Source organism: Egicoccus sp. AB-alg2 (assembly GCF_041821065.1).
Lineage (GTDB): Bacteria > Actinomycetota > Nitriliruptoria > Nitriliruptorales > Nitriliruptoraceae > Egicoccus.
Window position 1 is genome coordinate 408525 of the sequence record NZ_JBGUAX010000001.1, and the last position, 23196, is coordinate 431720.

The window sequence follows — 23196 nt, forward strand, 5'->3', positions numbered from 1 at the left end:
CGGACGGCCTCACCCGCGAGGTGGCACCACGTCCGTTGACACCGATGTCGACGTCAGGCACCGTGCGGCGAGCCAGCGATCGGGATGCAGCATGGCGTTCGACTGCGACGGCTGCGGGCGGCAGCAGGACGGTCGGCGGGTCGTGTTCAGCACCGAGGCGACCGACGAGACCGGGCTGGACGTCGAGGTGACCAAGCGCTGGGTCACCTGCCCGGACTGCGCCGACGAGGTGTTCGGCCGGATCGGCATGCGCTCGCCCTGGGACGACGCCGACGGTCGGGCCCTGACGTATCCGGACCAGGTGCTCACCGAACCGGCGCTGACGCCCGTCCACCCCGGCTGAGCCGATCCGCCGTCGCCGCCCGCCGGCCGGAAGGCCGTGGGTACCATCGGCCAGCCGACAGGGAGGGACGCGGGCATCGTGTTCCGCGCGCCGTCCCGCCGCGGAGCGTCCGCGGCCCCGACCACCGGGCAGACGGGGAGGACCGTGTGACCACGACCGACGGCGCGACACGCCCGCGACCGGATCTCGGGACCGTCGCCACGACGTTGAAGGCCATCGAGGACAACGTCACCCAGGTGGTCCGCGGCAAGGCCGCCGAGGTCCGGCTCGCGCTCACCACACTGCTCGCCGAAGGCCATCTGCTGGTCGAGGACGTCCCGGGCGTCGGCAAGACCCTGCTGGCCAAGGCATTGGCGCGCTCCATCGACTGTTCCGTCGCCCGCGTGCAGTTCACGCCCGACCTGCTGCCCTCCGACGTCACGGGCGTGACCGTCTACTCGCCCGACACCGGCGAGTTCGAGTTCCGGCCCGGTCCGGTCTTCGCGAACCTCGTGCTCGGTGACGAGATCAACCGCGCCGGACCCAAGACCCAGTCCGCGTTGCTGGAGTCCATGGAGGAGCGCACCGTCACCATCGACGGGACGACCCACGAACTCGCGCGTCCCTTCATGGTCATCGCCACCCAGAACCCCATCGAGCTCGAAGGCACCTATCCCCTGCCCGAAGCCCAGCGGGACCGCTTCTTGATGCGGATCTCCATCGGGTACCCGCACCAGGACGACGAGCTCGACATCCTGCGCACCCACGGGGCCGACGACCGGATGCGGGCCCTGCAGCCGGTCGCGGACGCCGCGGCGGTCGCCGAGGCGATCGTGGCCATCCGCGACGTCCACGTCAGCGAGGCCGTCGCCCGGTACCTCGTCGCACTGTGCCGGGCCACCCGCGCGCACACCGAGGTGGAGCTCGGGGCCTCGCCGCGCGCGTCGCTGGCGATGCTGCGCGCCTGCCGGGCCGCGGCGGCCGTCGACGGACGTGACTACGTCACGCCGGACGACGCCAAGCGCCTGGCGGCCCACGTGCTCCCGCACCGGCTCATCCTGCGTCCCGAGGCGCAGCTCGCGGGCCACGACCCCTCCCACGTCGTCGCCGACGTCGTCGACGGCGTGCCGGCGCCGACGGAGTGACCCACATGCCCCGGCGGCCGACCCGAGGGCCCTTCGGGCTGTTCACCCAGCGCGGGCTCGGCCTGCTGGGCGGCGCGGTCGCGCTGTGGGTCGCGGCGCGCGGCTTCGGGGTACGTGAGTTGCAGATGGCGGCGGTCGCGCTGCTGGCGCTGCTCCTGTTGAGCCTGCTGTTCCTGCTGTTCACCTCGACCCGCCTGCACGTCGACCGGCTGGTGCGTCCCGGACGGCTCTTCCACGACGGGGTCGGCGAGGTGGAGCTCACCATCACCAACACGGGGCGGCTGCCGACCGCCACCATGGAGGTCCGTGACACGGTCCCGGCGATGCTGAGCTCGCGGTCCGCGGCGGTGGTCCCGCCGCTGCGGGCGGGGACGCGGACGACGGTCCGCTACCCCGTCCGAGGGCTGCAGCGCGGCCGGTTCACGGTCGGGCCGGTCGTGGTGGCGATGCGCGACCCGTTCGGCGTCGTCACCCGCCAGCGCGTGCTCGGCAACGCCGGGGAGCTGGTCGTCTACCCGCCCATCTGGCGCCTGCCGGACGGCGTGCCGCTCGGCGGCACCACCAACATGGGCGGCGAGGGACGTCCGCGGCCGCTGCCCAGCGGCGAGGACCTCGCCAACGTTCGCGAGTACGTGCGCGGCGACGACCTGCGGACCGTGCACTGGCCCACCACCGCCCACCGCGGCAAGCTGATGGTCCGCCAGGCCGAGTCGCCACAGGACCCGCGCGTCGTGCTGGTCCTCGACGTCCGTGGCGACCGGCATACCGGCCGGGGCCCGTCCGCGAGCTTCGAGACCGCCGTGTCGGCCGCCGCGAGCATCACCTACCACGTGTCCGCCCGCGGGCGCCAGGTCGTGCTCCTGGACCGGCCACTGCCGGCGCCACCACGGTCGCTGCCGTGGCAGGAGTGGCTGGAACGTCTCGCCGACGCCACCCCCGCCGAGGTGGACCTGCCGGCCCTGCTGCAACAGGTCGGCCAGGGCACCGCCGGTGACGGCACATTCATCGGGGTGCTGACGATCCCCGACCCGCTGGAGTTGCGCACGCTCGTCCGCGCCGGCCGGGGCTTCTCCACACGCATCGCGGTGCTCGTCGACGCGGACAGCCACCAGGGCCGCGCGAGCGCCGCATCGCGCGAGCACACCCAGGCCACCGCGGCCGCGCTGCAGGCGGCCGGCTGGCGGGTCACGGTGGTGGCGGCCGGCGAGCGACTCGACGAGCGCTGGCAGCAGTTGCTGCGACGCCCCCGGCTGGCGGTCACATGAGACGTCGCGACGGGATCCTCGCGGTCGTCACCCTGCTGGTGGTGCTGGCCACGCTGCCGGCGTACGGGCGCGTCTTCGGCGACCCCGCCTGGCGTGGGCCGGTGATCGTCGCCGCGCTGCTCGCGCTCGTCACCGCCGCGGCCCTGCGGGCCCTGCGCGTGCCGTGGTGGGTGGCCCTGGTCGTCTCCGCCGGGGCACTGGCGATGCTCACCTACGTCCTGCACCTTCCGCCCGACGGGCTGCTGCCCGGCACCGAGCAGTGGCAGCAGGCACGGGAACTGTTCGCCGAGGCGCTGGTCGAGATCCGCGAGACCCCCTCCCCCGCACCGGTCCTCCCGGGGTTGCTGTTGCTCCTGACCACGGGTTTCTGGGCCGTCACGCACCTCGCCCACGAGGTCGTGGTCCGCTGGCGCCGGGCCGGGCTCGGCCTCGTGCCGGTGCTGGTGTTGTGGGCGGTGCCACTGGCGATCACCGCCGGCGACGGCCCGACGTGGCGGGTCGCCGTGCCGTTCCTCGCCGGCGCCGGCCTGCTCCTCCTGCTCTCGGCACCCGACGCACTGCCAGCAGGGCAGCGCCCGGTGCCGCGGGCGACGACCAGCGGACTTGCCGTCGGCACCGCCGCGATCGTGGTCGCCGTCGTGGCCCCCGGCGTGCTCCCCGGCTACGACGCCGAGGCCTGGATCGACCTCGGTTCGGCCGCCGACCCCCGGGGCTATCAGCCGATCGTCGACGTGTCCGATCGCCTCAAGCTGCCGACCGAGCGCGACGTGCTGCGGGTGCGCACCGAGCAACGCACCTACCTGCGCCTGGCCGGCCTCGACAGCTTCGACGGCTTCACCTGGCGCCTCGGCCCCACCGGCGAGGGCTCCTACCGGCCGGATCCGTCGTCGCTGTTCTCCGCCCGCGACGTCCTGCCGCCCGAGGCCGACGCCTCCGCCTCCGAGCCGCTGTTCGTCGACGTCGAGGTCCTCGAGCTGCAGAACATCTACGTGCCGGTCCCCTACCAGCCCGTCCAGGTGCTGGGCCCGCAGCGCGACGAGATGGTGTGGTCCACCGAGGGCGGCTTCCTCGCGACCTGGGACACGGTCGACGGTGAGCTCGCCGGCCAACCACGTGTCGGCGTGCGGGAAGGCGTGACCTACCGCGTCCAGGCGTCCCGACCCACCCCGAGCTACGAGCAGCTCCGCGAGGTGGAGATCGACGACGCGACGCGCGAACGGCTCACGCAGTTGCCGCGCGAGTACGAGGGGCTGCGCGAACAGGCCGAGGAGGTCTACGCCGCCGCGGACGCGGACACGACGGTCGACCGCGCGCTGGCGCTGCAGGAGTGGTTCATCGGCGACGAGGGCGGATTCACCTACGACCTCGACGTCCCGGCGCTGCGCGGCGACCGTGCCCTCGAACGGTTCGTGCTCGAGGACAAGGTCGGCTACTGCGAGTACTTCGCCACGGCGATGGCGGTCATGCTCCGCGAGACCGGCATCCCCGCCCGCGTGGCCGTCGGGTTCCTGCCGGGCCGGTTGTCGGCGCCGGCCGATCCCGCACTGGGGCGCGAGATGGACGAGTACACCGTGTCCACCCGCGATGCCCACGCCTGGGTCGAGGTGCTGTTCCCCGGGTACGGGTGGGTCACGTTCGAGCCCACCCCCCGCGACGACCGCACCCAGATCGTGCCGCGCGAGGCGGACCTGACGCCACTGGAGAACGAGCGTGAACGCGCCGCACGCCTGCGCGCCGAGGAGCGCGAGGAGCAGGGTCCCGACGCGCGCGACAACACGACGCCGAACGTCCCGCTCCCGCTGCCCAACGAGGACACCGCCCCACCACAGGCGACCTCACCGGAGGCGGGCACGCAGGCAGGACGCACGGCGATCTGGCCGCTCGCGCTGATCGGCCTGGGCCTGCTCGGCGTGGCCCTCGTGACCGTCCGCTCCCAGCGGGGCCGAGCCCGGTCGGCCGGCGACGGACCGGCCGGTCGGGTCCTCATGTCGCAGCGTCGCCTGCTCGCGGGCGCGGCGTCGTTGGGGCTCGTCCGCCGCCCGTCCGAGACCACCCCGGAGCTGGTCGCCCGCTGGCAGGCCGAAGGGCGGGTCGACGGGGCGGGCACGCGGTTCGCTCAGCTGGCGCAACGCGCCGCGTTCGGCGGCGACGTCGACGACCGCCTCGCCGACGAGGCCGAGGTGCTGGCCACCGAGCTCGAGGAGGACCTGCGGGCGTCGGTGGACACCCGCGACCGGCTGCTGTCGCCCGTGCGCGTGCCCGTCACGCAGGGTGTGTCACGGACCCGCGAGCTCGTCGGCGCCGTCCGCGACCGCTGGCGCGGGTGAACCGACGGAGGCGCAGCAGGCGGCATCGCGGCGACACCGGACCCGCCTGAGGGAGCGGGCCGGACGTCAGCTGGACTCGTCGGGAGGAACCGGCGCGGGCGTCGGCTGTTCCGGACGTTCGCGGAGTGCCGTCGCACCGAGGAGGATGGCGCCCAGCAGCAACGCCATGCCGACGACACCGAAGGCGATGCTGAACGTCAGCCCGAGCAGCGACAGGACCCCGAGCACCGCCATCGCGACGGCCAGGCGAAGCCGCAGCGTGCGGGACGGGCCTTTTCGGGTTCGGCGCGCACGGGCGACGAACCGTGGATCCTCGGCGGCGAGCTGACGCTCGATCTCCGCGAGGATCCGCTCCTCGTGCTCGGACAACGGCATACGGATTCCACGTGGCCGACGGTCGTGAGAATGTACCGACGGGCCGGGGGCGGTGCACCCTGTCGTGTGGCCGATGCGCGCCCCGGCCGACGTCGCGGCGCCAGGGGTGCGCGACACCGATCCGACCGGCCCCGCGGCTCCGGATGCCTCGTCTCGGCGAGGTCGGTCAGGCGCCGACGAAGCGTGGCAGCCTGCCGTGCCATCTCGCGGTCACCGCTTCGGTGAAGTCGGGTCCGGAGAGGCAGGCGAGCTGCGTGGCGGCCTCCGCACCCAGTGCCTCGGTGCGGCCACGTTCGAGGTTCTCGCGCAGCAGCCGGGGCGCACGGCGGAGGGCGCCGGGACCGGCCGCGAGCCGTGCGGCCAGTGCATGCGCCTCCCCTTGCGGGTCCTCGCCGCCCAGCCGGAGCTCGGCCAGCCCCATCGCGAGTGCCTCGTCGGCCTCGACGGTGCGGGCGGTGAGCGTCAGCTCCGTCGCCCGGCCGAGACCGACCAGGCGCGGCAGTCGCCACGTGCCGCCGAGGTCGGGTACGAGGCCCCAGTCGGCCTCCTTGACGGCGAGGCGGGCGGTCGGCGCCACGGCGCGGAGGTGGCAGGCGAGCGCCAGCTGGATGCCGCCTCCGAAGCAGTATCCCTCGATCGCGGCCAGCGTCGGCTTGTCGAGGTCTTCGAACGCGGAGAAGGCGTCCTGGAGCCCGCCGATGAACTCGGGCGTCACGCCGCCCTGCACCTGGTCGCCGAACACGGAGACGTCGATGCCCGAGGAGAACGTGCCGCCCTCGCCGGCGACGACGACCGCGCCCACCCGGTGGTCGTCGGCTGCCCGGCCGGCGGCGTCGCGAAGTCCCTCGAACACCTCGAGGGACATCGCGTTGCGCTTGTCGGGTCGCTGGATCGTGACGTGCGCCACACCCTCGGCGATCTCGTAGCCGACGGCCTCGCTCATGTGTTGCCCTTCGCGTCACAGGGGACCGCGATCCTCGCAGGTGGCGTCCGCCGGTGACGAACCATCGGCGGGTCGCCCCGTCCGCGGACCCGGATCTGGCGTCGCGAGCGGGCCAGTAACTAGGATCGCCCGGCGACGATCGCAGGGCCATGAGGGGCCGCCGGAGGGGACGCCGGCGACATGGCCGGACTCGGGGACGTCTTGCAGCACTATCAGGGGGAGGACCGTCGTAACGCGCTGGTGTGTGCGTCGGTCGGTCCGGGGTGGACGCTGGCCTGGTTGCCGCTGGTGGTGGTCGCGGCCCTGCCGGCGATCACACTGGCGGACCGACTGAACGAGTTGGCGCTGCTGGGTCGGCCGACCTGGCGTGCCGTGACGGTGGCCTTGGCCGTCGTGCTGTCCCTGGTAGCCGCCCTGCTCCACCGGGCGACGGGTGAGGCGCGCGCGGTGCGCCTGTGTACTGCCACCGCGCTCCTGGCCGCCGCGAGCCTGCCCGCCTCGGTGCTCGGTGGCCGCCAACCGCGGCTCGGCGACGCGCTCGTGGTGGCGGGCACCGCCGTGGCGGGCTGGTGGTCGGTGCGCCTGTCCGACACCGCGGAGGTCGACACCTCGCTCCGCCCCGCGCCGGACGTGGTCCGTGGCCTCGGTGCGCTCGTCGTCGCGATGCTCGCGATCGTCGGCGCCGGCGAGGTGATGGGCGCCGTGCCGGTGCCGGTGCTGGCGGCAGCGGTGGCGACGATGCTGTGGACGGTCGCCGCCGCGCGTCTGCTGGTTCGTTGGCGCAGCCGCAGCGCGACCGCCCTGCAGGCCTGGACGGCCACCTTCGCGGTCGGCATGGCGGTGGCAGAGGCGGCTCGGCTCGTGGCCCGGTGGTCGCTGCAGCCGGGGTGGTTCCTGACCAGCGCGGTCGTGCGCTTGGCGGGTCTGCTCGTGCTGACGGTCGGCGTGGTGTACCTGCTCACCCAGTCGCTGGAGGTGCGTCGTTCCGAGCTGCACCTGCTGCGGGTCGAGCGCGTCCGTTCCGAGCGCGACCGCGAACACCAGCAGCTGCAACTCCAGCACGAGGTCCGCAATGCGCTGCTGGGTCTGGAGGCCGCGACCGCCGTCCTGCGCGGCGGGGAACGCCTGGCCCCGGACCGGCGCGAGGAGATGACCGCCGCGCTGGCCACCGGTCTGTCCCGGCTGCGTGTCCTGTTGCTCCCGGACGGCCAGCGGACGGCGGCGACGACCGTCCCCATCGGCCAGATCGTCGTGCCGACGGTCCTGCTGGCCCGGGCACGCGGTACGCAGCTCCTCCTCGACGGCGACCTCGACGCGACCGTCCAGTGCGTACCCGGGGCCCTGGCACAGGCACTGGACAACCTGCTGGTGAACGCCGACCGCCACGGCCGTGCCCGGGAGGTGCCCGCGCTCGTCCAGGTCGACCGCGACGGCGACCGCGTGCTCGTGCGCGTCAGCGATCGTGGTCCCGGCGTGCCCGACGGCCTGCGGGAGCAGGTCTTCGCGCCGGGCGTGACGCTCGCCGCCACCGGCGGTCACGGCGTCGGCCTCCCGCTCGCGCGTCGGCTGGTGCGCGAGGCCGGCGGTGAGCTGTGGGTCGATGCAGGCCTGGATCACGGCGCCTGCTTCGTGATGTCACTCCCCCTGGCTGGCTCGATGGACGCCGCCGGCGCCGGCGCCGGTGAGGAGCAGCGTGATCAACTCGTCTGAGGCGACCGAGCCCAGGTACCGGCCGTCGCTGGCGGTCAGTGCCGCGCCACTGCCGGTACCGCCGGTTTCGTCCAGAGTCGCGTACAGCAGCGCTCGGATGTCCGTGCGGTCCTGCGGGTCGAGCACGACCGCGACGTCGAAGACCTCCTCGGTGCCGACCGGCGCGACCGCCACCTCGACACCGCCGGCGCGCAGCACGGTGCACAACGTGTCCACGAGCAACGGCGGACGGGCCGCGAGCACGACGCGGCGGGGTGGAGGCGAAACGGCTGTCACACCCGCAGTCGACCATGCCCACTCCACGGCCGCATCACACGAATTGGGGAAACGCGCGTGACCAGTCGCCTGGCCATCGTCGAGGACCACGGGCTGATCGCGCACACGGTCGCGTCGGCGTTCCGCAGCCGCGACGTCGAGGTCACCGTCGTGCCGCCGGCGTCCGCCGACGCCCTCGTGACGACGGTCGTCGGCCTCGCCCCCGACCTCGCGCTGGTCGACCTCGACCTCGGTGACGACGTCAGCGCGCTGGACCTGCTGCCCGCCCTGGCCGAGCACGAGGTCCCCGCCGTCGTGCTGACCGGCGTACGTGACCGCGTCCGTCACGCGCAGTGCGTCGCCGCCGGCGCCCGTGCGGTGCTCACCAAGGACGGTTCGTTCGATGAGCTGGCGGCGACGGTGGACCGGGCGCTGGCGGGCGAGCCGCTGCTGTCCCGCCACGAGCGCGAGGAACACCTCGCGTTGCTGCGCCAGCACCAGCGCGCCGAGGAGGCCCGGTTGGCACCGTTCCGCGAGCTCACGCCGCGCGAGGCCGAGGTGCTGGCCGGCCTGATACGTGGCCGGTCCGTGGAGCAGATCGCGACCGAGTGCGTGGTGGCGGTGTCGACCGTTCGCAGCCAGGTGCGTGCCATCCTGCGCAAGCTCGGCGTCAGCTCACAGCTGGCCGCGATCGCCCGCGCCAAGGAAGCCGAGTGGCAGCCGCCCAGCGGCTCCTGAGGCGGCGATTCGCCGACGTTCCTCAACTTTGAGGATGTCACGAGCGTCGACGCCCGGGAGTCTTCGGCCTGTCAGAGCGCGGGTGCGACGGCAATGACGCACCGACCGAGAACTGGTCGCCAGGTCCGTGTCGAGCCAAGTGGCGAATCCACCCCCCGCGCACAGCTCGCCACACGGGCGAGCAATCAAGGGGTGAAACGTGAACAAGAAGATTCTGGGCTCCGGCGTCGCCGTCGTTGCGGCCGCCGCACTGCTCACCGGCGGCACCTTCGCCGCCTGGAGCGACTGGGACACCATCGAGGACAACAGCTCGGGTGCCGACCACCTCACGCTTGACCTCAACGGCAGTGGCATTGAGGGCTTCTCGAACGTCAAGCTCGCGCCGGGCGTCGAGGTCGAGCGCCAGTTCGTCGTCGCTAGCCGCGACGGTGAGACGGTGCCGGCGGCCGATCTCTACATCTCGATGGAGGAACTCGTCGGCAAGGAAGACGGCTGCCGCGGCAACAGTGAGCGAGAAGAGCAGGAGGCGATTTACGAGACCACCTGCGACGCGGAGTTCGAGACTGAGGAATTCCGGTTCGACGAACACGGTCAGTTCATCAAGGAGGCGCGCATCAACATCACCTCCACGAACGTGCCGACGGACGACCTCGACACCGCCTGCAACTCGACCCTCAACCCGCGGGGTGGCCGTCTGAACTCCATGTCGCTGCAAGACTTCGCGGCGAAGGATCGTGTGAGCCTCCTCAGCGCGGGCGAGACGCTCGGTAAGGGCGAGGGCGTCTGTGTGGGCGTCGTGATCCAGCTCCCGCAGAACGCGACCAACGCTTCCCAGGGCGACAGCGCAAGCTTCGATCTGCGTTTCGACCTCGAGCAGGCGATCAGCTGAGGCTGAAGCCGACGACCGGGTGGGCTGAGGCCCGCCCGGTCGCTCCATGTTCGGTTGCTTGGAGGAGATGTCGACCATGACGGCCATCGCGCGCGCGGCCAGCAGGCTGGCGACAGCCGCAGCGGTGCTGCTGGCTGTTCTCGTTCTCGCGGTGGCCTTCGTGATTCCTCGCCTGACCGGTGGCGCGGCGCTCACCGTGTTGAGCGGATCGATGACCCCCACGTATCCGGTGGGATCAATCGTCCTCGTGGTCCCGGCGAACCCGACCGAGATCGTGCCGGGTGACGTCATCACCTTCCAGACGCAGCCGGGCGTCCAGGAGTTCGTCACCCACCGTGTCGTTCGCGTGCAGGACACTGATCCGCTCAGTTTCGTCACCAAGGGCGACGCCAACTCCGGCGAGGACCGGGAACCGGTCCCCGCGGGCGCCGTTCGCGGCACCGTCCGGTTTCACCTTCCGTACCTGGGGTCGATCTCCGACTTCGTGCGGACGCCGGCGGGGATGCTGACCCTCGGTGGGCCGCTCCTACTGCTCTTCATGGTCCAACAGTTCGCGAACATGCGAAGCGAACTCCGCCGCGAGCGGACAGACGCCTCCCACGACTCCCCCACCGCGACGGAGAAAGTGGACAGCCGTGCCTGACTCTCGCAGCGCTCCCGTTGCGCGAACGCGGCGCGCCGACCGGCCGCGTCGGCGACGCGCACGCTGGCGTCGCTGCAGCGCCGCTACGGCGTCGCTCGCCCTCGTGCTGGCGACCGCGAGCCTCGTCGTACCCGGCACGTACGCCGCGTGGTCCGACTTTGACGTCATCGAGGGGAATTCGGTCGGCGCCGACGTCTGGGAGCCGGACGAGGTCGAGTTCCGGATCATCGTCTGCCAGACGATCAACGTCGGCGAGCAGGGCCGCGTCCGCGTGCTGATCCCACAGACGGCGGCCTTCAACCCTATGGATCTCGACGTCACGACCCTCCGCTTCGGCGCGGAGGGCCACGAGGTGGCGCCCGTACTCGAGGACAAGGGCCTTGGCGGCGTGTGCGAGCCAGGCCCGGCTCGAGGCCGCGTCCTCTACTTCGACATGCCGGTACCGGAGCTGACCCCTGACGACACGCACGGCTGCGTCATCGGGGCGCTGCTCGATGGATCTCCTGGCCGTGGCTGCACGACCCTCGAGTACTCGAGCAGTCCTAGGCCCGCGTTACTCGAGGATTCCGAGGTAGAGCAAACGCGCGATGACCTCGAGAAGTCTGCGGCCGAAGCCGAGGCTCCGACGGACGTGCCGGTGCCGGACGGCGACGTCACCGACGACGAGCGCCCTCTGGATACTTCAGGCGACGGCACCGGGCGGACGACGGAACAGCGCCCCGGCGAGACCGACCGAGGGGCATACCTCGATGACACCACTGTCGAGGAGAGCCAGCCCATCCAGCCGGCCGAAGCCCCGACGGTGGACGTCGATGTCGACGAACCCGCAGGTGTCGAGAGACGACCGTGATGCCACCGTCAGCTCCTTTCACGCGGCGTCTGACACTGGTGCCCACCTTGACGATGCTGCTCCTGGCATCAGCGGCCGTCGTCCACGCGCAGTCGCCGGCGATTGACATCCGGATCCTCGATGCACATGGCGACGTCGTGCCGGCGATCGAGGTCGAGGGGATCTATCCCACCGCTACCGCCGAGCACCTCGTCTTCCTGACCGTCGGCGCGTCGGGTGGCGTCGGCCCCTCGAACGTCGACGTGGAGATCCGCGACCTGCGTGACTACGAGAACGGGTGCTCACGTCCGGAGGTGCGAGCGGGCGACACGACGTGCGGACCCGGCCCGGACCAGGGCGAGCTATCCGGGCAGCTGGAGATGACCTGGCAACGAGGCGTCGCTGACAGCGACGACACGTGCGCGGTCGACGAGACTCTCCTCTCCGGATCGACCCTGCGCGACCTCGAGGGGGTCCGCATCGGCATCGGCCAGGTCGGGACCGATGAGCGCATCTGCCTCGCCCTCACGCAACACTTCCGCGCGGATCCGAGGAACAACCTGGCACAGGGCGACTCCTCCGTGTTCGACCTACGCGTCCATGCCGAGCAGGTGCTCGGGGACGCCCGCGACGCACCTGATACCTCGCCCGAAGTGGTTCCGCCGGAGGACGTCGACGGCGGTTCTGTCCCTGAGGGCAAAGACGACGAGAGTGCCGATGGCCGGCAGGAGACGGTCCTGTCAGAACGCCATGATCGGACGGCCCGGACTTCACCAGACTCGGTACCCGACACCCGCGGCCTGCCGCGCACCGGTTTCGACCTGTCAGTGCTCGTCGCGGTCGCTGCCCTCGCACTGTTGGCCGGGCTCCGCGTGCTGCGCCGCCCACGGAAGCCACCGGGGTAGGGTGGAGGGCTGCCGTCGGAGCGAGGTACCGATGCTCGAACGCGAATGGGTCAGCGTCCGTGATCCCGCCGACGACCATCGGCGCTACACCTTCGACGTCTCGTTCCTGCTGTCCAACTACACCTGCATCTACGGCGCCGGCTGCCAGGGCATCACCGCGGACGACGACCCGATCCTCGGGTGTTGCATCCACGGCGCCTACCTCAACGAGGACGACGACGCCGAGGAACTGCTGCGCATCGTCGAGGAGGATCTCGACCCCGCGACGATGCAGTTCCACCGGCAGGCGATGCGCAAGGGACTGCTGGTCGAGGACGAGGAGGGCGAGCAGCACACGCGCGTGCACAAAAGCGCCTGCATCCTGTTGAACCGGGCCGGATTCCCCGGCGGGGAAGGGTGCGCGTTGCACCACCTCGCCGAGCGGCAGGGTGTCCACCACATGACCCACAAGCCGGTCGTGTGCTGGCAGGTGCCGCTGCACCGCACGGTCTCCGAGGAGACGGCCGACGACGGGGCCACCCTGGAGGTGCACACCATCGCCGCCTACCAGCGCGGTCACTGGGGCGAGGGCGGCGCCGATTTCGGCTGGTGGTGCCTCGACGACGACCAGGCCTTCGTCGGCCGGCGACCGGTGTACCGCTCCATGGAGACGGAGTTACGCACCATGGTGGGCGACGACGTCTACGACACCCTGGCGGGCTTCCTGGACCAGCGACGTGGACAGCGTGGACGGGTGCGGTTCCTGCCGATGCTCTGACCGTTCAGCGGTCGTCGAGCCGACGGTCGTCCGCGCTGGGGGTGTCGTCCGGCTCGTCCTCGTCGAGCAGCGCCGCGTACGAGACGCCGATGCCGCGGAAGCGCTCGGCGACCGAGTCGGCGACCCGTTCGACGTCCTCCCAGCGGCGATCGCCCCAGCCCGGCTGGGCATCGGTGGCGTCGGCCGGGAACAGCTCCTTCGGCGCATCCAAGGCGAGCTGTCGGGCGGCGTCACCGTCGCCGAGGTTGGACACCCCCACGCCGAGCAGGCGGACCCGTGCCCGCTCCAGGCGCAGCCCGTCGAGCAGGTCGGTGGCGACGGTGACGAGGTCGTGCGTCCGGTCGGTCGGCGCCGGCAGGGTCGAGGACCGGGTGACCGTCTCGAACGAGCCGAAGCGGACCTTCAGCGTGATGGTGCGCCCGGACAGGCCGGCCTTGCGCAGACGGCGGCCGACCTTCTCGCACAGGCGCAGCAACTGGCGGCGCAGGACGTCCGGATCGTCGATGTCCTCGTCGTAGGTCTGCTCGGCCGAGACGGACTTCGTCGGTTGGACCGGGGTGACCGACCTGGGGTCCTCACCGCGCGCGAGGCGATGCAGGTTGTTGCCGGCGACGTCGCCGACGACCCGCTGCAGCGTGCGCAGGTCCGCGTCGGCCAGTTGCCCGACGGTCGTGAACCCGTAGGCGGTCAGCCGCTCGACGGTCTTCGGGCCGGCGCCCCACAGTTCGGCGACCGGCAGCGGGCGCAGCCGTCGCCGCACCTCGTCGCCGGGCCAGTGCAGCAGACCGTCCGGTTTGGCCTTGGCCGACAGCAGTTTCGCGACGGACTTGGTCGGGCCGATCCCGACCGAGCAGGGCAGGTCCAGGCGCCGACGCACGTCGGCGCGGATGTGCCGCGCGATCTCCACCGGCGGCCCGAACAGCCGGACGGCGCCGGAGACGTCGAGGAAGGCCTCGTCGAGCGAGAGCGGCTCGACCAGCGGCGTGTAGCTCTGCAGGATCGTCATGACCTCGCGCGAGACGTCGCGGTAGACGTCGAACCGCGGGGCGGCGACCACGAGGTCCGGACACAGGCGCCGGGCGCGGACCATCGGCATGGCGCTGCGGACGCCGAAGCGGCGGGCCTCGTAGGAGGCGGCGGCAACGACGCCCCGGCCTCCTGCACCGCCGACGACGACCGGACGTCCCCGCAGGCCCGGGTCGTCGCGCTGTTCGACCGAGGCGTAGAACGCATCCATGTCGACGTGGAGGATCGGCTCGTCGACACGGGCGGTCACGACCTGCTCCTCCTCGCGCGGCACGGCCCGGCGCGGTTCCCGTTCGTGATGCGGGCGACCGAACGCACGTTCGCCGTAGCGTACCGGCCGGGGGCCCACGTCCGTGGCGAAGGGGCTGCGGTGACGGATGAGCATGCGAATGTGAACGATCACTAACCTTTGCCGTCCGACTCCTCTTCCCCCGCTGCGACGAAGGGCTCCACCGATGCCGATCCAGGCCGTATCCGACCACGTCGCGGTGGCTGTGCCGTCGATCGAGGACGCGGCCGGCCGCTGGCACGACGCGCTCGGTGGTGGGTGGGTGACGCCGCGCTTCGCGGCCGAGCGTGCCGGGTTCGCGACCCGGCAACTGCGCTACCCGGGCGGCGCGAAGCTGGAACTGCTGGAGCCGACCGACGAGGACGGGTTCGCCGCTCGTTTCCTGGAGCGTTTCGGGGCACGGATCCACCACGTCACGCTCAAGGTGCCGGCGCTGCTGCCCGCGGTTGAGACGCTCGAGCAGGACGGGTTCGACGTGGTCGACGTCTTCGCCGAGGGTGACGTCTGGCACGAGGCGTTCCTACGGCCGACGCAGGTCGGCGGACTCATCGTGCAGGTCGCCTGGGCGGGGCGAACCGAGGAGGACTGGGCACGGCTGACGGGCACGTCGCCGGAATCGCCGCGTCCGGACGCTGCGACCCTGTTGGGACCGACGCTGCAGCATCCGCGCCCGAGCGAGGCCGCGCAGGTCTGGAAGTGCCTGGGTGCCGAGGTGGTGGGTAGCGATGACGGCATCGTCGCCCGCTGGCCGGACGCACCGCTGGACGTCGTGGTCGAACCGGGTGCGGCGGCCGGCCCGGTGGGCCTGCGCTTCACCGACGCCTCCCCCATCGCCGCCGACGATACGCACGGGCCGCCGGTCATCTCCAGCTGACTGATGGCCGCTTCCGTCATCCAGACGAAGCGCGCCGTGCGACGGTGCCGTGATCGCCCGTCGGTTCAGGGCTCGGTGATCAGGCCGGCGAGGTCGAGTGCCTGGGTGAGGGTGTCGACGACCGGCACGCCGGTCGCCTCGAGTTCCTCCCGGGGATGCGACCCACCGTCGTAGAGCACGCAACGGGCACCCACGTGCTGGGCGGCGACGGCGTCGTCGATCGCGTCACCGACGACCAGGATCTCCTCCGGAGCGGCGCCGGTCACCGGCAGGATGTGCTCGAGGTGCGCTTCGAGGTAGGGCGCCTTGCGGCCACCCCCGGCACCGCGCAGCCCGTCGATGCGCAGGAAGTGATCGTCGATCCCGAGCTGCTGCACGAGCGGCACCAGCTGCTCGTGGCGGTACATCGACAGCAGCGACTGCGACCGACCGGCACCGGCCACCCGGTGCAGTGCCACCTCCGCGTCGACGGCCAGCTGGGCCCGCTCCAGCGCGGAGGCGTAGCCGTGGTGGTAGACGTCGTCGAGGTGCTCCCACTCGTCCGGCTGGATGGGCCGGCCGAACAGACGCTCATAGAACGTCTGCACCGGGCGGGTGTACAGCCGCTGATAGGTCGCCAGGTCGGTCGGCGGCAGGCCGCGATCGGCCAACACCGCGTTCAACGCCTCGACGACGACCAACTGGTCGTCGAGCAGCGTGCCGTTCCAGTCCCAGACCACGTGTCTCATGCGGCGAAACGGTACCGCCACAACCTGGTGGTCAGAACCGCACGGCGGCGAACGCGAGGGAGGCCGCCGTGAAGATGGCACCCACCATAGAGAAGAACAGCAGCCGGTTCTGGGTGATGATCTCGTGGCGGAACTCGGCCAACAGTCGGTTCTCCAGGGAGACGAACCGTTCGTCGATGCGCACGAGGTGCTGCTCGACCACATCCATGCGTCCCTCGATGCGGTCGAAGCGCTGATCCAGGTGCTCGAAGCGCTGGTCGATCTTCTCGAAGCGCTGGTCGACCGCGTCGAAGCGCTGCCCGATGCGCACGAACTCGCGATCGATGGCCCGCAGGTCCTCACGCGTGGCGAGATCGTCCCATCGTCGCGGAGGAAGCTGTTCCATGAGGGCTCGCGCCGGTTCGGTTCCGAGGGCGCGTTCGAGCGCCAGGAAGAGCTCGTGTCGTTCGTGTTCGGTCGGGGACATCGTGCCTGCCGGAGGTCGGGGTCGCAACGGACACCCAACCGGCCCAGCCCGGCGACGTCCGGTTCGGTCGCGGCGGTGCTGTGGACGACGGCCTCAGCGGCTGCCGCGGCCGAACTCGGAGGCGTTCAGTCCGGCCGGTCGCGCGACGGCGCGCTCGTGCGGTGCCGGGGTGCCGCGCTCGGCCAGCGCCGCCTCCAGCCAGCCCTCCTGCCAGGCCCGCCACAACCTCGACAGGTCCCACGCCCGCGTGCCGGTGACCGTGGCGCCCATGTGCCCGCGGCGCGACACCCGCCCCTCGGCGACCACCAGCCAGGCGTGCAGGACCGTCCAGGCACAGTCGTCGAGGTGCCGCTCGAAGTAGGTGGTCTGGGTGGTGCCGGTGCGGTCGTCCAGCGACAGGAACAGCACCCGCTGTCCGGAGCGCTGCGCCGGTGACTGCACCGCGACCTTCACGCCCGCGACCCGGACGGTGGTCTGCGTCGGCAGGGTCTGCAGGTCGCAGGCACGCACCACCCCGAGCACCTCCAGCAGCGGCTCGTAGAAGCTGATCACGTGGCGGGTGACGTCCATGCCGGACACGGCCAGCTCGGCGCGCACGCGGTCGGCGTCGCGGTCCTCGGGCAGCTGCGGGGTGTGGTCGGCGTGCAGGTCCAGCGCCGTCTGCTCGGCGCGCCGCTCCTCCCCCGCCCCGCGCCGGCGTCGCCGTCCCGTGCCCGCCCACAGCTCCTCGACGGCCAACCGCAACGCCCGCCGGCCGGCGGGACCACCCTTGCGTCCCACGCCGGCGAGCTGGTCGAGCGCACCGACGTCGACGAGCGCCTCGGCGGTGGGACGCGACAGCCCGGCCCGCTCGCGTAGGTCCGCCAGGGTCGTGAACGGCCGGCCCTCGAGCAGCCTGGCCACCTCGGCGTCCGTGATGCCCTTGACGTCCTGCAGGCCGATCCGCACGGCGTAGCGGTAGCCGCCGCCCGCGTCGCCGCCGTCGAACCCGGTGGGCGGCACGGGGCGCGGCACCCGGACCGGCCGGGGTGGCGCTCCCGCCTTGGGTCGCGGCACCCGACCGGCCGGCACCTCCTCCGGCCAGGTCCAGCCCGGCGGCAGGTGCGGGGCCGGGTCCTCGCGGCGCTGGACCGCCCGCACCGCCGCGGTCAGCCCCAGCAGGTGGTCGGCCAGGCCGCGGTCGAGCACCTCGACGGTGTAGGGGCCGACCGAGCGGTTGACGTCCGGTGGCAGCACGGCGATGCCGAACAGTCGGCACTCGTCCAGGATCATGCGTCGCGGGTACATCCCGGGGTCGTGGGTCAGCAGCCCGGCCGCGAACTCCGGGAACACGTGCGCCTTCAGGAACGCCGAACGGTAGGTCGGCACCGCGAACGCCGCGGCGTGGGCCTTGCAGAACCCGAACGCCGCGAACGAGGCGAGCTGGTCCCACACCCGCTCGGCGTCCTCGCGGGTCAGTCCCCGATCCAGTGCCCGGGCCACCACCCAGCCGCGGATCGACGACGCCTTGCGGGGATCGGCCAACTGCCGGCGCAACAGGTCGGCGTAGGCGAGGTCGCAGCCGGTCAGCGCCGCGAGCACCCCCATGACCTGCTCGTGGTAGACGATCACCCCGTGGGTCTCCGCCAGCACCGGTTCCAGACACGGGTGCAGGTACGAGGTCGCTTCCTCGCCGTGCCGGCGCGCGACGAACGGCGTCACCATGTCGGCCTTCACGGGCCCCGGCCGGAACAGCGAGATCTCCGTGACCAGGTCACCGAACCGGTCCGGCTGCAACCGGCCGAGCAGTTCGCGCTGGCCCGGCGACTCGATCTGGAACACCCCGACCGAGTGGGTCGAACGGATCAGCGCGTAGGTGTCCTCGTCGCCGTTGGGGATGGCGTCCACCGACAGCCGGCCCCGCGCGTCGCGACCGGGCAGCGTCGGGTCCGGTTCGCGGGTCGCCGGCAGACACGACGGCCTCGGCGCCTCGCCCCGGGTCAGGTCACCGGTCGCGGCCGAGGGCGGGGCGACCTCCAGCGTGCCGTTGACCAGCCCCAGCGCGTGGGACATCGCCGACAGCATCCGCACGCCGAGGACGTCGAGCTTCAGCAGGCCCAACGCGGCGACGTCGTCCTTGTCGAACTGGCTCATCGCGTAGCCGTGGGCGGACCGCTCCAGCGGCGTGCGCGCCGTGAGCGTGGTGTCGGCGAGCAGGATCCCGCACGGGTGCATGGCGAGGTGACGCGGGAAGCCGTCGATGCGTTCCACGAGGTCGAACAGGCGCGTGAGCTGGCCGGCGTCGAGGCGGCTGTTCTTGAGCTCCGGCAGCCGTTCCAGCGCCGTGCGCACGTCGCGGGCGCGGGCGTGGTGGAAGCCCTTGGCGATGAGGTCGAGCTCCTCGGGCGCGATGCCCAACACCTTGCCGACCTCGCGGACCGCCATGCGGGCCTGGAAGGTCTCCACCATCGCCACGCAGGCGGTGCGGTCCTCACCGAAACGGGCCATCACGAGGTCGTAGACGTCCTCGCGCCGGTGCGACTCCACGTCCAGGTCGATGTCGGGCAGCTCGTCGCGGTAGGGGTTCATGAACCGCTCGAACGCGAGCCCGTTGGCGATCGGGTCCACGTCGCTGATCCGCAGCGCGTAGCAGACCAGGCTGCCGGCGGCCGATCCGCGGCAGGCGACGAGGATGCCGAGATCGCGGACGTCGGCGACGATGTCGGCGACGGCGAGGAAGAGGTCGTGCAGGCCGAGCTGGTCGATCATCTCCAGCTCGCGCTCGAGCCGTTCGCGTACGGCCGGGGTGATCCGGGTGAACCGCTCGGCGGCGCCCGCCCAGCAGCGACGGTGCAGCTCGCCCGCCGCGGTCTCCGCCGACAGCCCCGACAGCCGCGGCACGTGCAGGCCACCCAGGCCGAGGTCGACCGTGCAGCTGGTGGCCAGCTCGTGGGCGGCCGTCAGCAGGTCGGGCCGTTCCCGGAACCGCTCGTGCTGGTCGGCGGCGCTGGTGAACCATGCCTCGGCGGTCGAGCGCCCGAGGTGGTGGCGGCCGAGCGGTACCTGCTGGCGAACGCAGCGCAGCACGTCCGCGACGGCCGCGTCGTCGCGGGTCAGGTAGCGCACGTCGTTGACGGCGACGGCGCGCACCCGCAGACGCTGCGCCAGCTCCAGCGTGCGACGGATGCGGGTGTCGTCGCCGGGTTCGGTCGCGTCGTGACCGCCCGCCCCGCCGGCCAGCGACCGCCGTCCGCCCGGCGCGACCCGGTGGTTGCGTACGCCCAGGACGACGCCGTCGCGGCCGAAGACCTCCAGCCAGGCACGCAGTTCCTGCTCGGCCGTGTCGAGATGGCCGCGTGCCAGCAGCCGGCCGACCGGCGAGTCGACCCCCAGCACCGCGACGACCCCGCTGGACGCCGCCGCGGTCGCGAGTGCCTCGGCGGGCAGGTGCGGGTCGCTGCGGGCGTCGGCGTGTGCGGCCGACACGGTCCGGCACAGGTCCCCGTAGCCGTCCTGGGTCCGGGCCAGGAACGTCACGCGCGCGGCGTCGTCCTCCAGCCACCCCGGCCCGCGGCCGGGACGGGCGTCGCCGGCGTCGCGGGTCCGGCCCCCGCGGGTGCGCTCCCAGCCGGGCCGCTCGCCCGGGCGCAGCGCGAGGTCGCTGCCGAACACCGGGGTGACCCCCTCGGCGACGCAGGCCTGCGCGAACCGGACCGCGCCGTACAGGCCGTCGCGGTCCGTGACCCCGACGTGCGTCATGCCGGCCGCGGCGGCCGCGGCGGCCAACTCGCGGGGACGGATCGCCCCGTCGCGCAGCGAGTACGAGGTGCGGGCCGTGAGGTGCGCGAACGGTGGCGTGCCCGGCGGCGCCGGACGGGTCTTGCCCGCCCGGTACAGCGCCTCGGCCGCCTCGGCGGCGCGTCGGACGTCGACCTGGTGGTCCTCGACCGACGCCTCGTGTTCCTGCGGCGACCAGCGGCGGGTGGCCGGCATCAGTCCCAGACGCGGTCGAGACGCCAGGTCTCGCCGCGCCGGACCAGTTCGTAGACCCCGCGGGTGGGCTTGCCGTTGCGCGCTTCGACGCGCCACAGGTCGGTCTGCTCGATCTGGACGGGCTCGCCGTCGGGACGCCGCCACCAGCCCGGGTCCTCGCGCCAGTGCCCGAGGACCTGCAGCACCTGGTAGCGCTGGCCACGCCACCTGAACGCGGTGGGGGCGGCGTCGCCGTTCGCCTGGGTGGGGGGAAGTTCGACCTCCTCGAGGTGCTCGCGATAGCGCTTGGTCATGGTGTCTGCCATCCGGTCCCGTCACGCCCTCGGCGTGTCTCGAAAACTCGCCCTCGTTCGGCCCGCCGCGTCCGCCCTACGGTGGCCGGCGCGCCTCCCGAGCAGCGCTCGAACGTGTGTTCGATTGAAGGACGGCACCGTACGACTCGGCTGCGACACCCGCCAGCGAACGACCACCGCCGGCCGCGCCGCGCGCGACCCCGCGCACCACTTGGCGCACCGCCGCGGGGAAACCCGGGCGGGACGCGCACCGGCCGTGCCACGGGACCCCGCGCACCGGTCAGGCCGCGGGGCCATCCTCCGGCAGAGTGCGACCGGCGCGCAGGAGCAGTTCGCGGGCGGCTTCGTCGGCGACCTGCTCGATCGGTTCGCCCGCCACCACCCGGGCGTTCCAGGACCCCAGCAGCGCCGTCGTCAGCTGCGCGGCCATCGGCCCCAGCGCCACCCGGACGCCCGGCTGCTCGGCCAGCAGATCGGCCCGGATCTGCGGCAGCGGCACGAAGGCCGGGAAGACGCGCAGGTCGTCGACCAGGGGCCGCAGGCCGGCCTGCCAGGCGTTGCCGTCGGTCGCGGTGGTCAGGCCGGCGAGGCAGTCGCCCGCTGCCACACCGCGGACCGCCTCCTCGGGATCGGCGGCCAGGAACTCGCGGTCGCTGCGGACGCTGTAGGCCTCCAGCACCGCCCGCAACCCGTCCACGCGCGTGCCGAACTCCCGGTCGACGCACACCCGGGCGTCGGGCTGCTCGGACAACCGACGCGCCAGGTCGGAGAGGGTGCGCAGGTCGGCGCCGACCGATGGCGGTCCCTGCACGACGAACGCGAAGGTGGCGTTGGCCGGCGGCTGCTCGAGGCTGCCGTCACCGAAGCGGGGCCGCAGCCAGATCAGGTCGTCGGGCTCGTCGTGGTCGCGCACCGCGACGAAGCTGGCGCGCGGGTCGCCGGGCGGATCGGCGCGGCCGAGCACCTCCAGCCACGCCTCGCCGGTGTAGGCGGCCTGCACGTCGACGTCGCCGAGCTCCAGGGCCTGCCGCGCGTCGCGGGCGTCGGTGAACGCGACGATCTCCGCCGACTGGCCGGACAGCTCCAGCAGCGCCAGCATCGTGCGGGCGAGGACCTGCGTCTCCACCTCGGTGCCGCCGGCGATCCGAACCGGCGCCACCGCCGGGGCACGCTCGTCGCTGCCGGCGGGCACGCCGGAGCCGACCTGGGAGCTGCAGGCGACCAGGAGCAGCAGGAGCGACAGCCAGCGACGCACGCGCCAAGGCTGCCACACCGCCGCCGCCACCGCCCCCGGCGAGGTCACCGGCGCGCGGTGGCGCGAACCGGCCGCAGCGCGTCACGGAGCCGCGTCGCGTGTGGTGGCCCCCGGCCGTCGCCCTACACTCCCGGACATGCGTTCACGACTCCCCCGCCTGTCCGCCCTCGTGGCCCTCGCCCTGCTCCTCGCCGCCTGCAGTGGCGGTGGCGCCCAGGACGAGCCCGAGTCCGCCACGACCGAGGAGGCCGGCGAGGCCGACGCCGACCGCCAGCTCGCGGTCGCCGTCGCCAGCTTCGACCTCGCGGTCGGCGAGGACCAGCGCCTGCTGACCGGCATCTACACCTCCGAGCGGCAGCTGCTCGGGTTCGGGGAGGTCACGTTCGACCTCGGCTACCTCGGCGAGGAGGCCGGCGGCGAGGCCGAGCTGACCGAGTCGGTCCAGGCCGGTTTCCTCCCGGTGCCGGGCGCGGAGCCCGAGGGCGCGTCCAGCCAGCCCACCGTGCTGATGGGACAGGACGGCGCCGGCGTCTACCAGGCGCGCGTCGATCTCGACCAGGCCGGCTGGTGGGGCGTGCGCGTCACGGCCGAACTCGCCGACGGCACGGTCCGCGAGGGCCAGACCACCTTCGAGGTGCTGCCGGAACCGGCGGTCCCCGCGGTCGGTGACGAGGCGCCCGCCACGGAGAACTTCACGATCGCCGACGTGGAGGCCGGCAACGCCACGCCGGCCGCGCTGGACTCGCGGGCCGAACAGACCGGCGACATCCCGGCGCCGATCCTGCACCGCGCGACCATCGCCGACGCCGTCGAGCAGGGCCGCCCGGTCGTCGCGATCTTCTCCACACCCGTCTACTGCGTGAGCCGGTTCTGCGGGCCGCTGGCCGAGACCGTCGAGGACCTCGCCAACCGCTACGAGGACCGCGCCGACTTCGTGATGGTCGAGGTGTGGGAGGACTTCGAGCAACAGCGGCTGAACGCCGCCGCGGCCGAGTGGATCCAGACCGAGGCGGGCGGCAACGAGCCGTGGACCTTCCTCGTGGGCGAGGACGGCCGGATCGCCGCGCGGTGGGACAACGTGCTCGACGTCGAGGAGCTCGAGGCCGAGCTCGAGGCGTTGCCGGCCATCCCGCCGCGCGCCGAGGGCACCCCGGCCGACGACCTCGTCGAGGACTGACCGACGCGGCGAT

The 23196-nt window shown here is 72.7% G+C and carries 22 protein-coding genes; 13 read left to right on the forward strand and 9 right to left on the reverse strand.

Features of this window, described 5'->3' with window-relative positions; genetic code table 11:
* The first annotated feature begins 91 nt into the window (after nt 1-91).
* The 4 genes from ACERM0_RS01940 (at nt 92) to ACERM0_RS01955 (ending at nt 5059) form a co-directional block, all read left to right on the forward strand.
* Complete coding sequence (locus tag ACERM0_RS01940) at nt 92-343, forward strand: hypothetical protein (protein WP_373676808.1); 252 nt, start codon at nt 92-94, stop codon at nt 341-343.
* A gap of 206 nt (nt 344-549) precedes the next feature.
* Complete coding sequence (locus ACERM0_RS01945; protein ID WP_373676954.1) at nt 550-1467, forward strand: AAA family ATPase; 918 nt, start codon at nt 550-552, stop codon at nt 1465-1467.
* 5 nt (nt 1468-1472) lie between these two features.
* Complete coding sequence (locus tag ACERM0_RS01950) at nt 1473-2732, forward strand: DUF58 domain-containing protein (RefSeq protein WP_373676809.1); 1260 nt, start codon at nt 1473-1475, stop codon at nt 2730-2732.
* Nucleotides 2729-5059: a transglutaminaseTgpA domain-containing protein gene (locus ACERM0_RS01955; RefSeq protein WP_373676810.1), complete on the forward strand. Its 2331-nt coding sequence runs from the start codon at nt 2729-2731 to the stop codon at nt 5057-5059. The genes ACERM0_RS01950 and ACERM0_RS01955 overlap by 4 nt, the downstream gene beginning before the upstream one ends.
* A 66-nt stretch (nt 5060-5125) precedes the next feature.
* On the opposite strand, the gene ACERM0_RS01960 is transcribed toward ACERM0_RS01955, so the two are convergent.
* Both ACERM0_RS01960 and ACERM0_RS01965 read right to left on the reverse strand, forming a co-directional pair.
* Nucleotides 5126-5434: a DUF3040 domain-containing protein gene (locus ACERM0_RS01960; RefSeq protein WP_373676811.1), complete on the reverse strand. Its 309-nt coding sequence runs from the start codon at nt 5432-5434 to the stop codon at nt 5126-5128.
* Between the two features lie 166 nt (nt 5435-5600).
* A complete protein-coding gene (locus ACERM0_RS01965; RefSeq protein WP_373676812.1) occupies nt 5601-6377 on the reverse strand; it encodes an enoyl-CoA hydratase/isomerase family protein in 777 nt (258 codons plus the stop codon).
* Between the two features lie 180 nt (nt 6378-6557).
* Here ACERM0_RS01965 and ACERM0_RS01970 point away from each other — a divergent pair, with 180 nt between their 5' ends.
* Nucleotides 6558-8087, forward strand: coding sequence for a sensor histidine kinase (locus ACERM0_RS01970; RefSeq protein ID WP_373676813.1), 1530 nt, complete (start codon nt 6558-6560; stop codon nt 8085-8087).
* Here ACERM0_RS01970 and ACERM0_RS01975 read toward each other — a convergent pair.
* Complete coding sequence (locus ACERM0_RS01975) at nt 8013-8330, reverse strand: hypothetical protein (RefSeq protein ID WP_373676814.1); 318 nt, start codon at nt 8328-8330, stop codon at nt 8013-8015. The two genes, ACERM0_RS01970 and ACERM0_RS01975, sit on opposite strands and share 75 nt — an antisense overlap.
* A 90-nt stretch (nt 8331-8420) precedes the next feature.
* Here ACERM0_RS01975 and ACERM0_RS01980 point away from each other — a divergent pair, with 90 nt between their 5' ends.
* From ACERM0_RS01980 to ACERM0_RS02005, 6 genes are all read left to right on the forward strand, one after another.
* The gene (locus ACERM0_RS01980) at nt 8421-9080 is read left to right on the forward strand and encodes a LuxR C-terminal-related transcriptional regulator (protein ID WP_373676815.1); all 660 of its coding nucleotides are present in this window, start codon (nt 8421-8423) and stop codon (nt 9078-9080) included.
* Nucleotides 9081-9279: 199 nt separating this feature from the next.
* Nucleotides 9280-9969 (forward strand): TasA family protein, encoded by a 690-nt coding sequence (locus tag ACERM0_RS01985; RefSeq protein ID WP_373676816.1) that lies wholly within the window; start codon nt 9280-9282, stop codon nt 9967-9969.
* Nucleotides 9970-10045: 76 nt separating this feature from the next.
* A complete protein-coding gene (locus ACERM0_RS01990; RefSeq protein WP_373676817.1) occupies nt 10046-10612 on the forward strand; it encodes a signal peptidase I in 567 nt (188 codons plus the stop codon).
* Nucleotides 10613-10715: 103 nt separating this feature from the next.
* A complete protein-coding gene (locus ACERM0_RS01995) occupies nt 10716-11462 on the forward strand; it encodes a hypothetical protein (protein ID WP_373676818.1) in 747 nt (248 codons plus the stop codon).
* Between the two features lie 47 nt (nt 11463-11509).
* A complete protein-coding gene (locus tag ACERM0_RS02000) occupies nt 11510-12346 on the forward strand; it encodes a hypothetical protein (protein WP_373676819.1) in 837 nt (278 codons plus the stop codon).
* A 31-nt stretch (nt 12347-12377) separates the two neighbouring features.
* The gene (locus ACERM0_RS02005; RefSeq protein WP_373676820.1) at nt 12378-13103 is read left to right on the forward strand and encodes a hypothetical protein; all 726 of its coding nucleotides are present in this window, start codon (nt 12378-12380) and stop codon (nt 13101-13103) included.
* A 4-nt stretch (nt 13104-13107) separates the two neighbouring features.
* On the opposite strand, the gene ACERM0_RS02010 is transcribed toward ACERM0_RS02005, so the two are convergent.
* Nucleotides 13108-14379, reverse strand: coding sequence for a DNA polymerase IV (locus tag ACERM0_RS02010; RefSeq protein WP_373676821.1), 1272 nt, complete (start codon nt 14377-14379; stop codon nt 13108-13110).
* Between the two features lie 205 nt (nt 14380-14584).
* Between ACERM0_RS02010 and ACERM0_RS02015 the strand changes: the two genes are divergently transcribed.
* Nucleotides 14585-15292, forward strand: coding sequence for a VOC family protein (locus ACERM0_RS02015; protein WP_373676822.1), 708 nt, complete (start codon nt 14585-14587; stop codon nt 15290-15292).
* A gap of 65 nt (nt 15293-15357) precedes the next feature.
* Here the strand turns inward: ACERM0_RS02015 and ACERM0_RS02020 are convergent, their stop codons facing one another.
* The 5 genes from ACERM0_RS02020 to ACERM0_RS02040 all read right to left on the reverse strand — a co-directional run bounded on the left by ACERM0_RS02020 (nt 15358) and on the right by ACERM0_RS02040 (nt 22006).
* Entirely contained in the window at nt 15358-16020 is a 663-nt protein-coding gene (locus tag ACERM0_RS02020; RefSeq protein ID WP_373676823.1) for an HAD family hydrolase, read from the reverse strand.
* 31 nt (nt 16021-16051) lie between these two features.
* Nucleotides 16052-16405, reverse strand: coding sequence for a hypothetical protein (locus ACERM0_RS02025; protein ID WP_373676824.1), 354 nt, complete (start codon nt 16403-16405; stop codon nt 16052-16054).
* A gap of 174 nt (nt 16406-16579) precedes the next feature.
* Complete coding sequence (locus ACERM0_RS02030) at nt 16580-20458, reverse strand: DNA polymerase III subunit alpha (RefSeq protein WP_373676825.1); 3879 nt, start codon at nt 20456-20458, stop codon at nt 16580-16582.
* Nucleotides 20458-20763: a DUF6504 family protein gene (locus ACERM0_RS02035; protein WP_373676826.1), complete on the reverse strand. Its 306-nt coding sequence runs from the start codon at nt 20761-20763 to the stop codon at nt 20458-20460. Before ACERM0_RS02035 ends, ACERM0_RS02030 begins: the two co-directional genes overlap by 1 nt.
* Nucleotides 20764-21031: 268 nt before the next feature.
* Nucleotides 21032-22006 carry a glycine betaine ABC transporter substrate-binding protein gene (locus tag ACERM0_RS02040; protein ID WP_373676827.1) on the reverse strand — a complete coding sequence of 325 codons (975 nt, stop codon included), beginning with the start codon at nt 22004-22006 and terminating at the stop codon, nt 21032-21034.
* A gap of 136 nt (nt 22007-22142) precedes the next feature.
* Between ACERM0_RS02040 and ACERM0_RS02045 the strand changes: the two genes are divergently transcribed.
* Nucleotides 22143-23183 carry a hypothetical protein gene (locus ACERM0_RS02045; RefSeq protein WP_373676828.1) on the forward strand — a complete coding sequence of 347 codons (1041 nt, stop codon included), beginning with the start codon at nt 22143-22145 and terminating at the stop codon, nt 23181-23183.
* Nucleotides 23184-23196: the final 13 nt, after the last annotated feature.

What these genes read in the sequence shown, in the direction of transcription:
- ACERM0_RS01940 (WP_373676808.1), top strand. Translation starts at nt 92, where the DNA reads ATGGCGTTCGACTGCGACGGCTGCGGGCGGCAGCAGGACGGTCGGCGG.
- ACERM0_RS01950 (WP_373676809.1), top strand. Translation starts at nt 1,473, where the DNA reads ATGCCCCGGCGGCCGACCCGAGGGCCCTTCGGGCTGTTCACCCAGCGC.
- ACERM0_RS01955 (WP_373676810.1), top strand. Translation starts at nt 2,729, where the DNA reads ATGAGACGTCGCGACGGGATCCTCGCGGTCGTCACCCTGCTGGTGGTG.
- ACERM0_RS01960 (WP_373676811.1), bottom strand. Translation starts at nt 5,434, where the DNA reads ATGCCGTTGTCCGAGCACGAGGAGCGGATCCTCGCGGAGATCGAGCGT.
- ACERM0_RS01965 (WP_373676812.1), bottom strand. Translation starts at nt 6,377, where the DNA reads ATGAGCGAGGCCGTCGGCTACGAGATCGCCGAGGGTGTGGCGCACGTC.
- ACERM0_RS01970 (WP_373676813.1), top strand. Translation starts at nt 6,558, where the DNA reads ATGGCCGGACTCGGGGACGTCTTGCAGCACTATCAGGGGGAGGACCGT.
- ACERM0_RS01990 (WP_373676817.1), top strand. Translation starts at nt 10,046, where the DNA reads ATGACGGCCATCGCGCGCGCGGCCAGCAGGCTGGCGACAGCCGCAGCG.
- ACERM0_RS02005 (WP_373676820.1), top strand. Translation starts at nt 12,378, where the DNA reads ATGCTCGAACGCGAATGGGTCAGCGTCCGTGATCCCGCCGACGACCAT.
- ACERM0_RS02015 (WP_373676822.1), top strand. Translation starts at nt 14,585, where the DNA reads ATGCCGATCCAGGCCGTATCCGACCACGTCGCGGTGGCTGTGCCGTCG.
- ACERM0_RS02020 (WP_373676823.1), bottom strand. Translation starts at nt 16,020, where the DNA reads ATGAGACACGTGGTCTGGGACTGGAACGGCACGCTGCTCGACGACCAG.
- ACERM0_RS02025 (WP_373676824.1), bottom strand. Translation starts at nt 16,405, where the DNA reads ATGGAACAGCTTCCTCCGCGACGATGGGACGATCTCGCCACGCGTGAG.
- ACERM0_RS02030 (WP_373676825.1), bottom strand. Translation starts at nt 20,458, where the DNA reads ATGCCGGCCACCCGCCGCTGGTCGCCGCAGGAACACGAGGCGTCGGTC.
- ACERM0_RS02035 (WP_373676826.1), bottom strand. Translation starts at nt 20,763, where the DNA reads ATGGCAGACACCATGACCAAGCGCTATCGCGAGCACCTCGAGGAGGTC.
- ACERM0_RS02045 (WP_373676828.1), top strand. Translation starts at nt 22,143, where the DNA reads ATGCGTTCACGACTCCCCCGCCTGTCCGCCCTCGTGGCCCTCGCCCTG.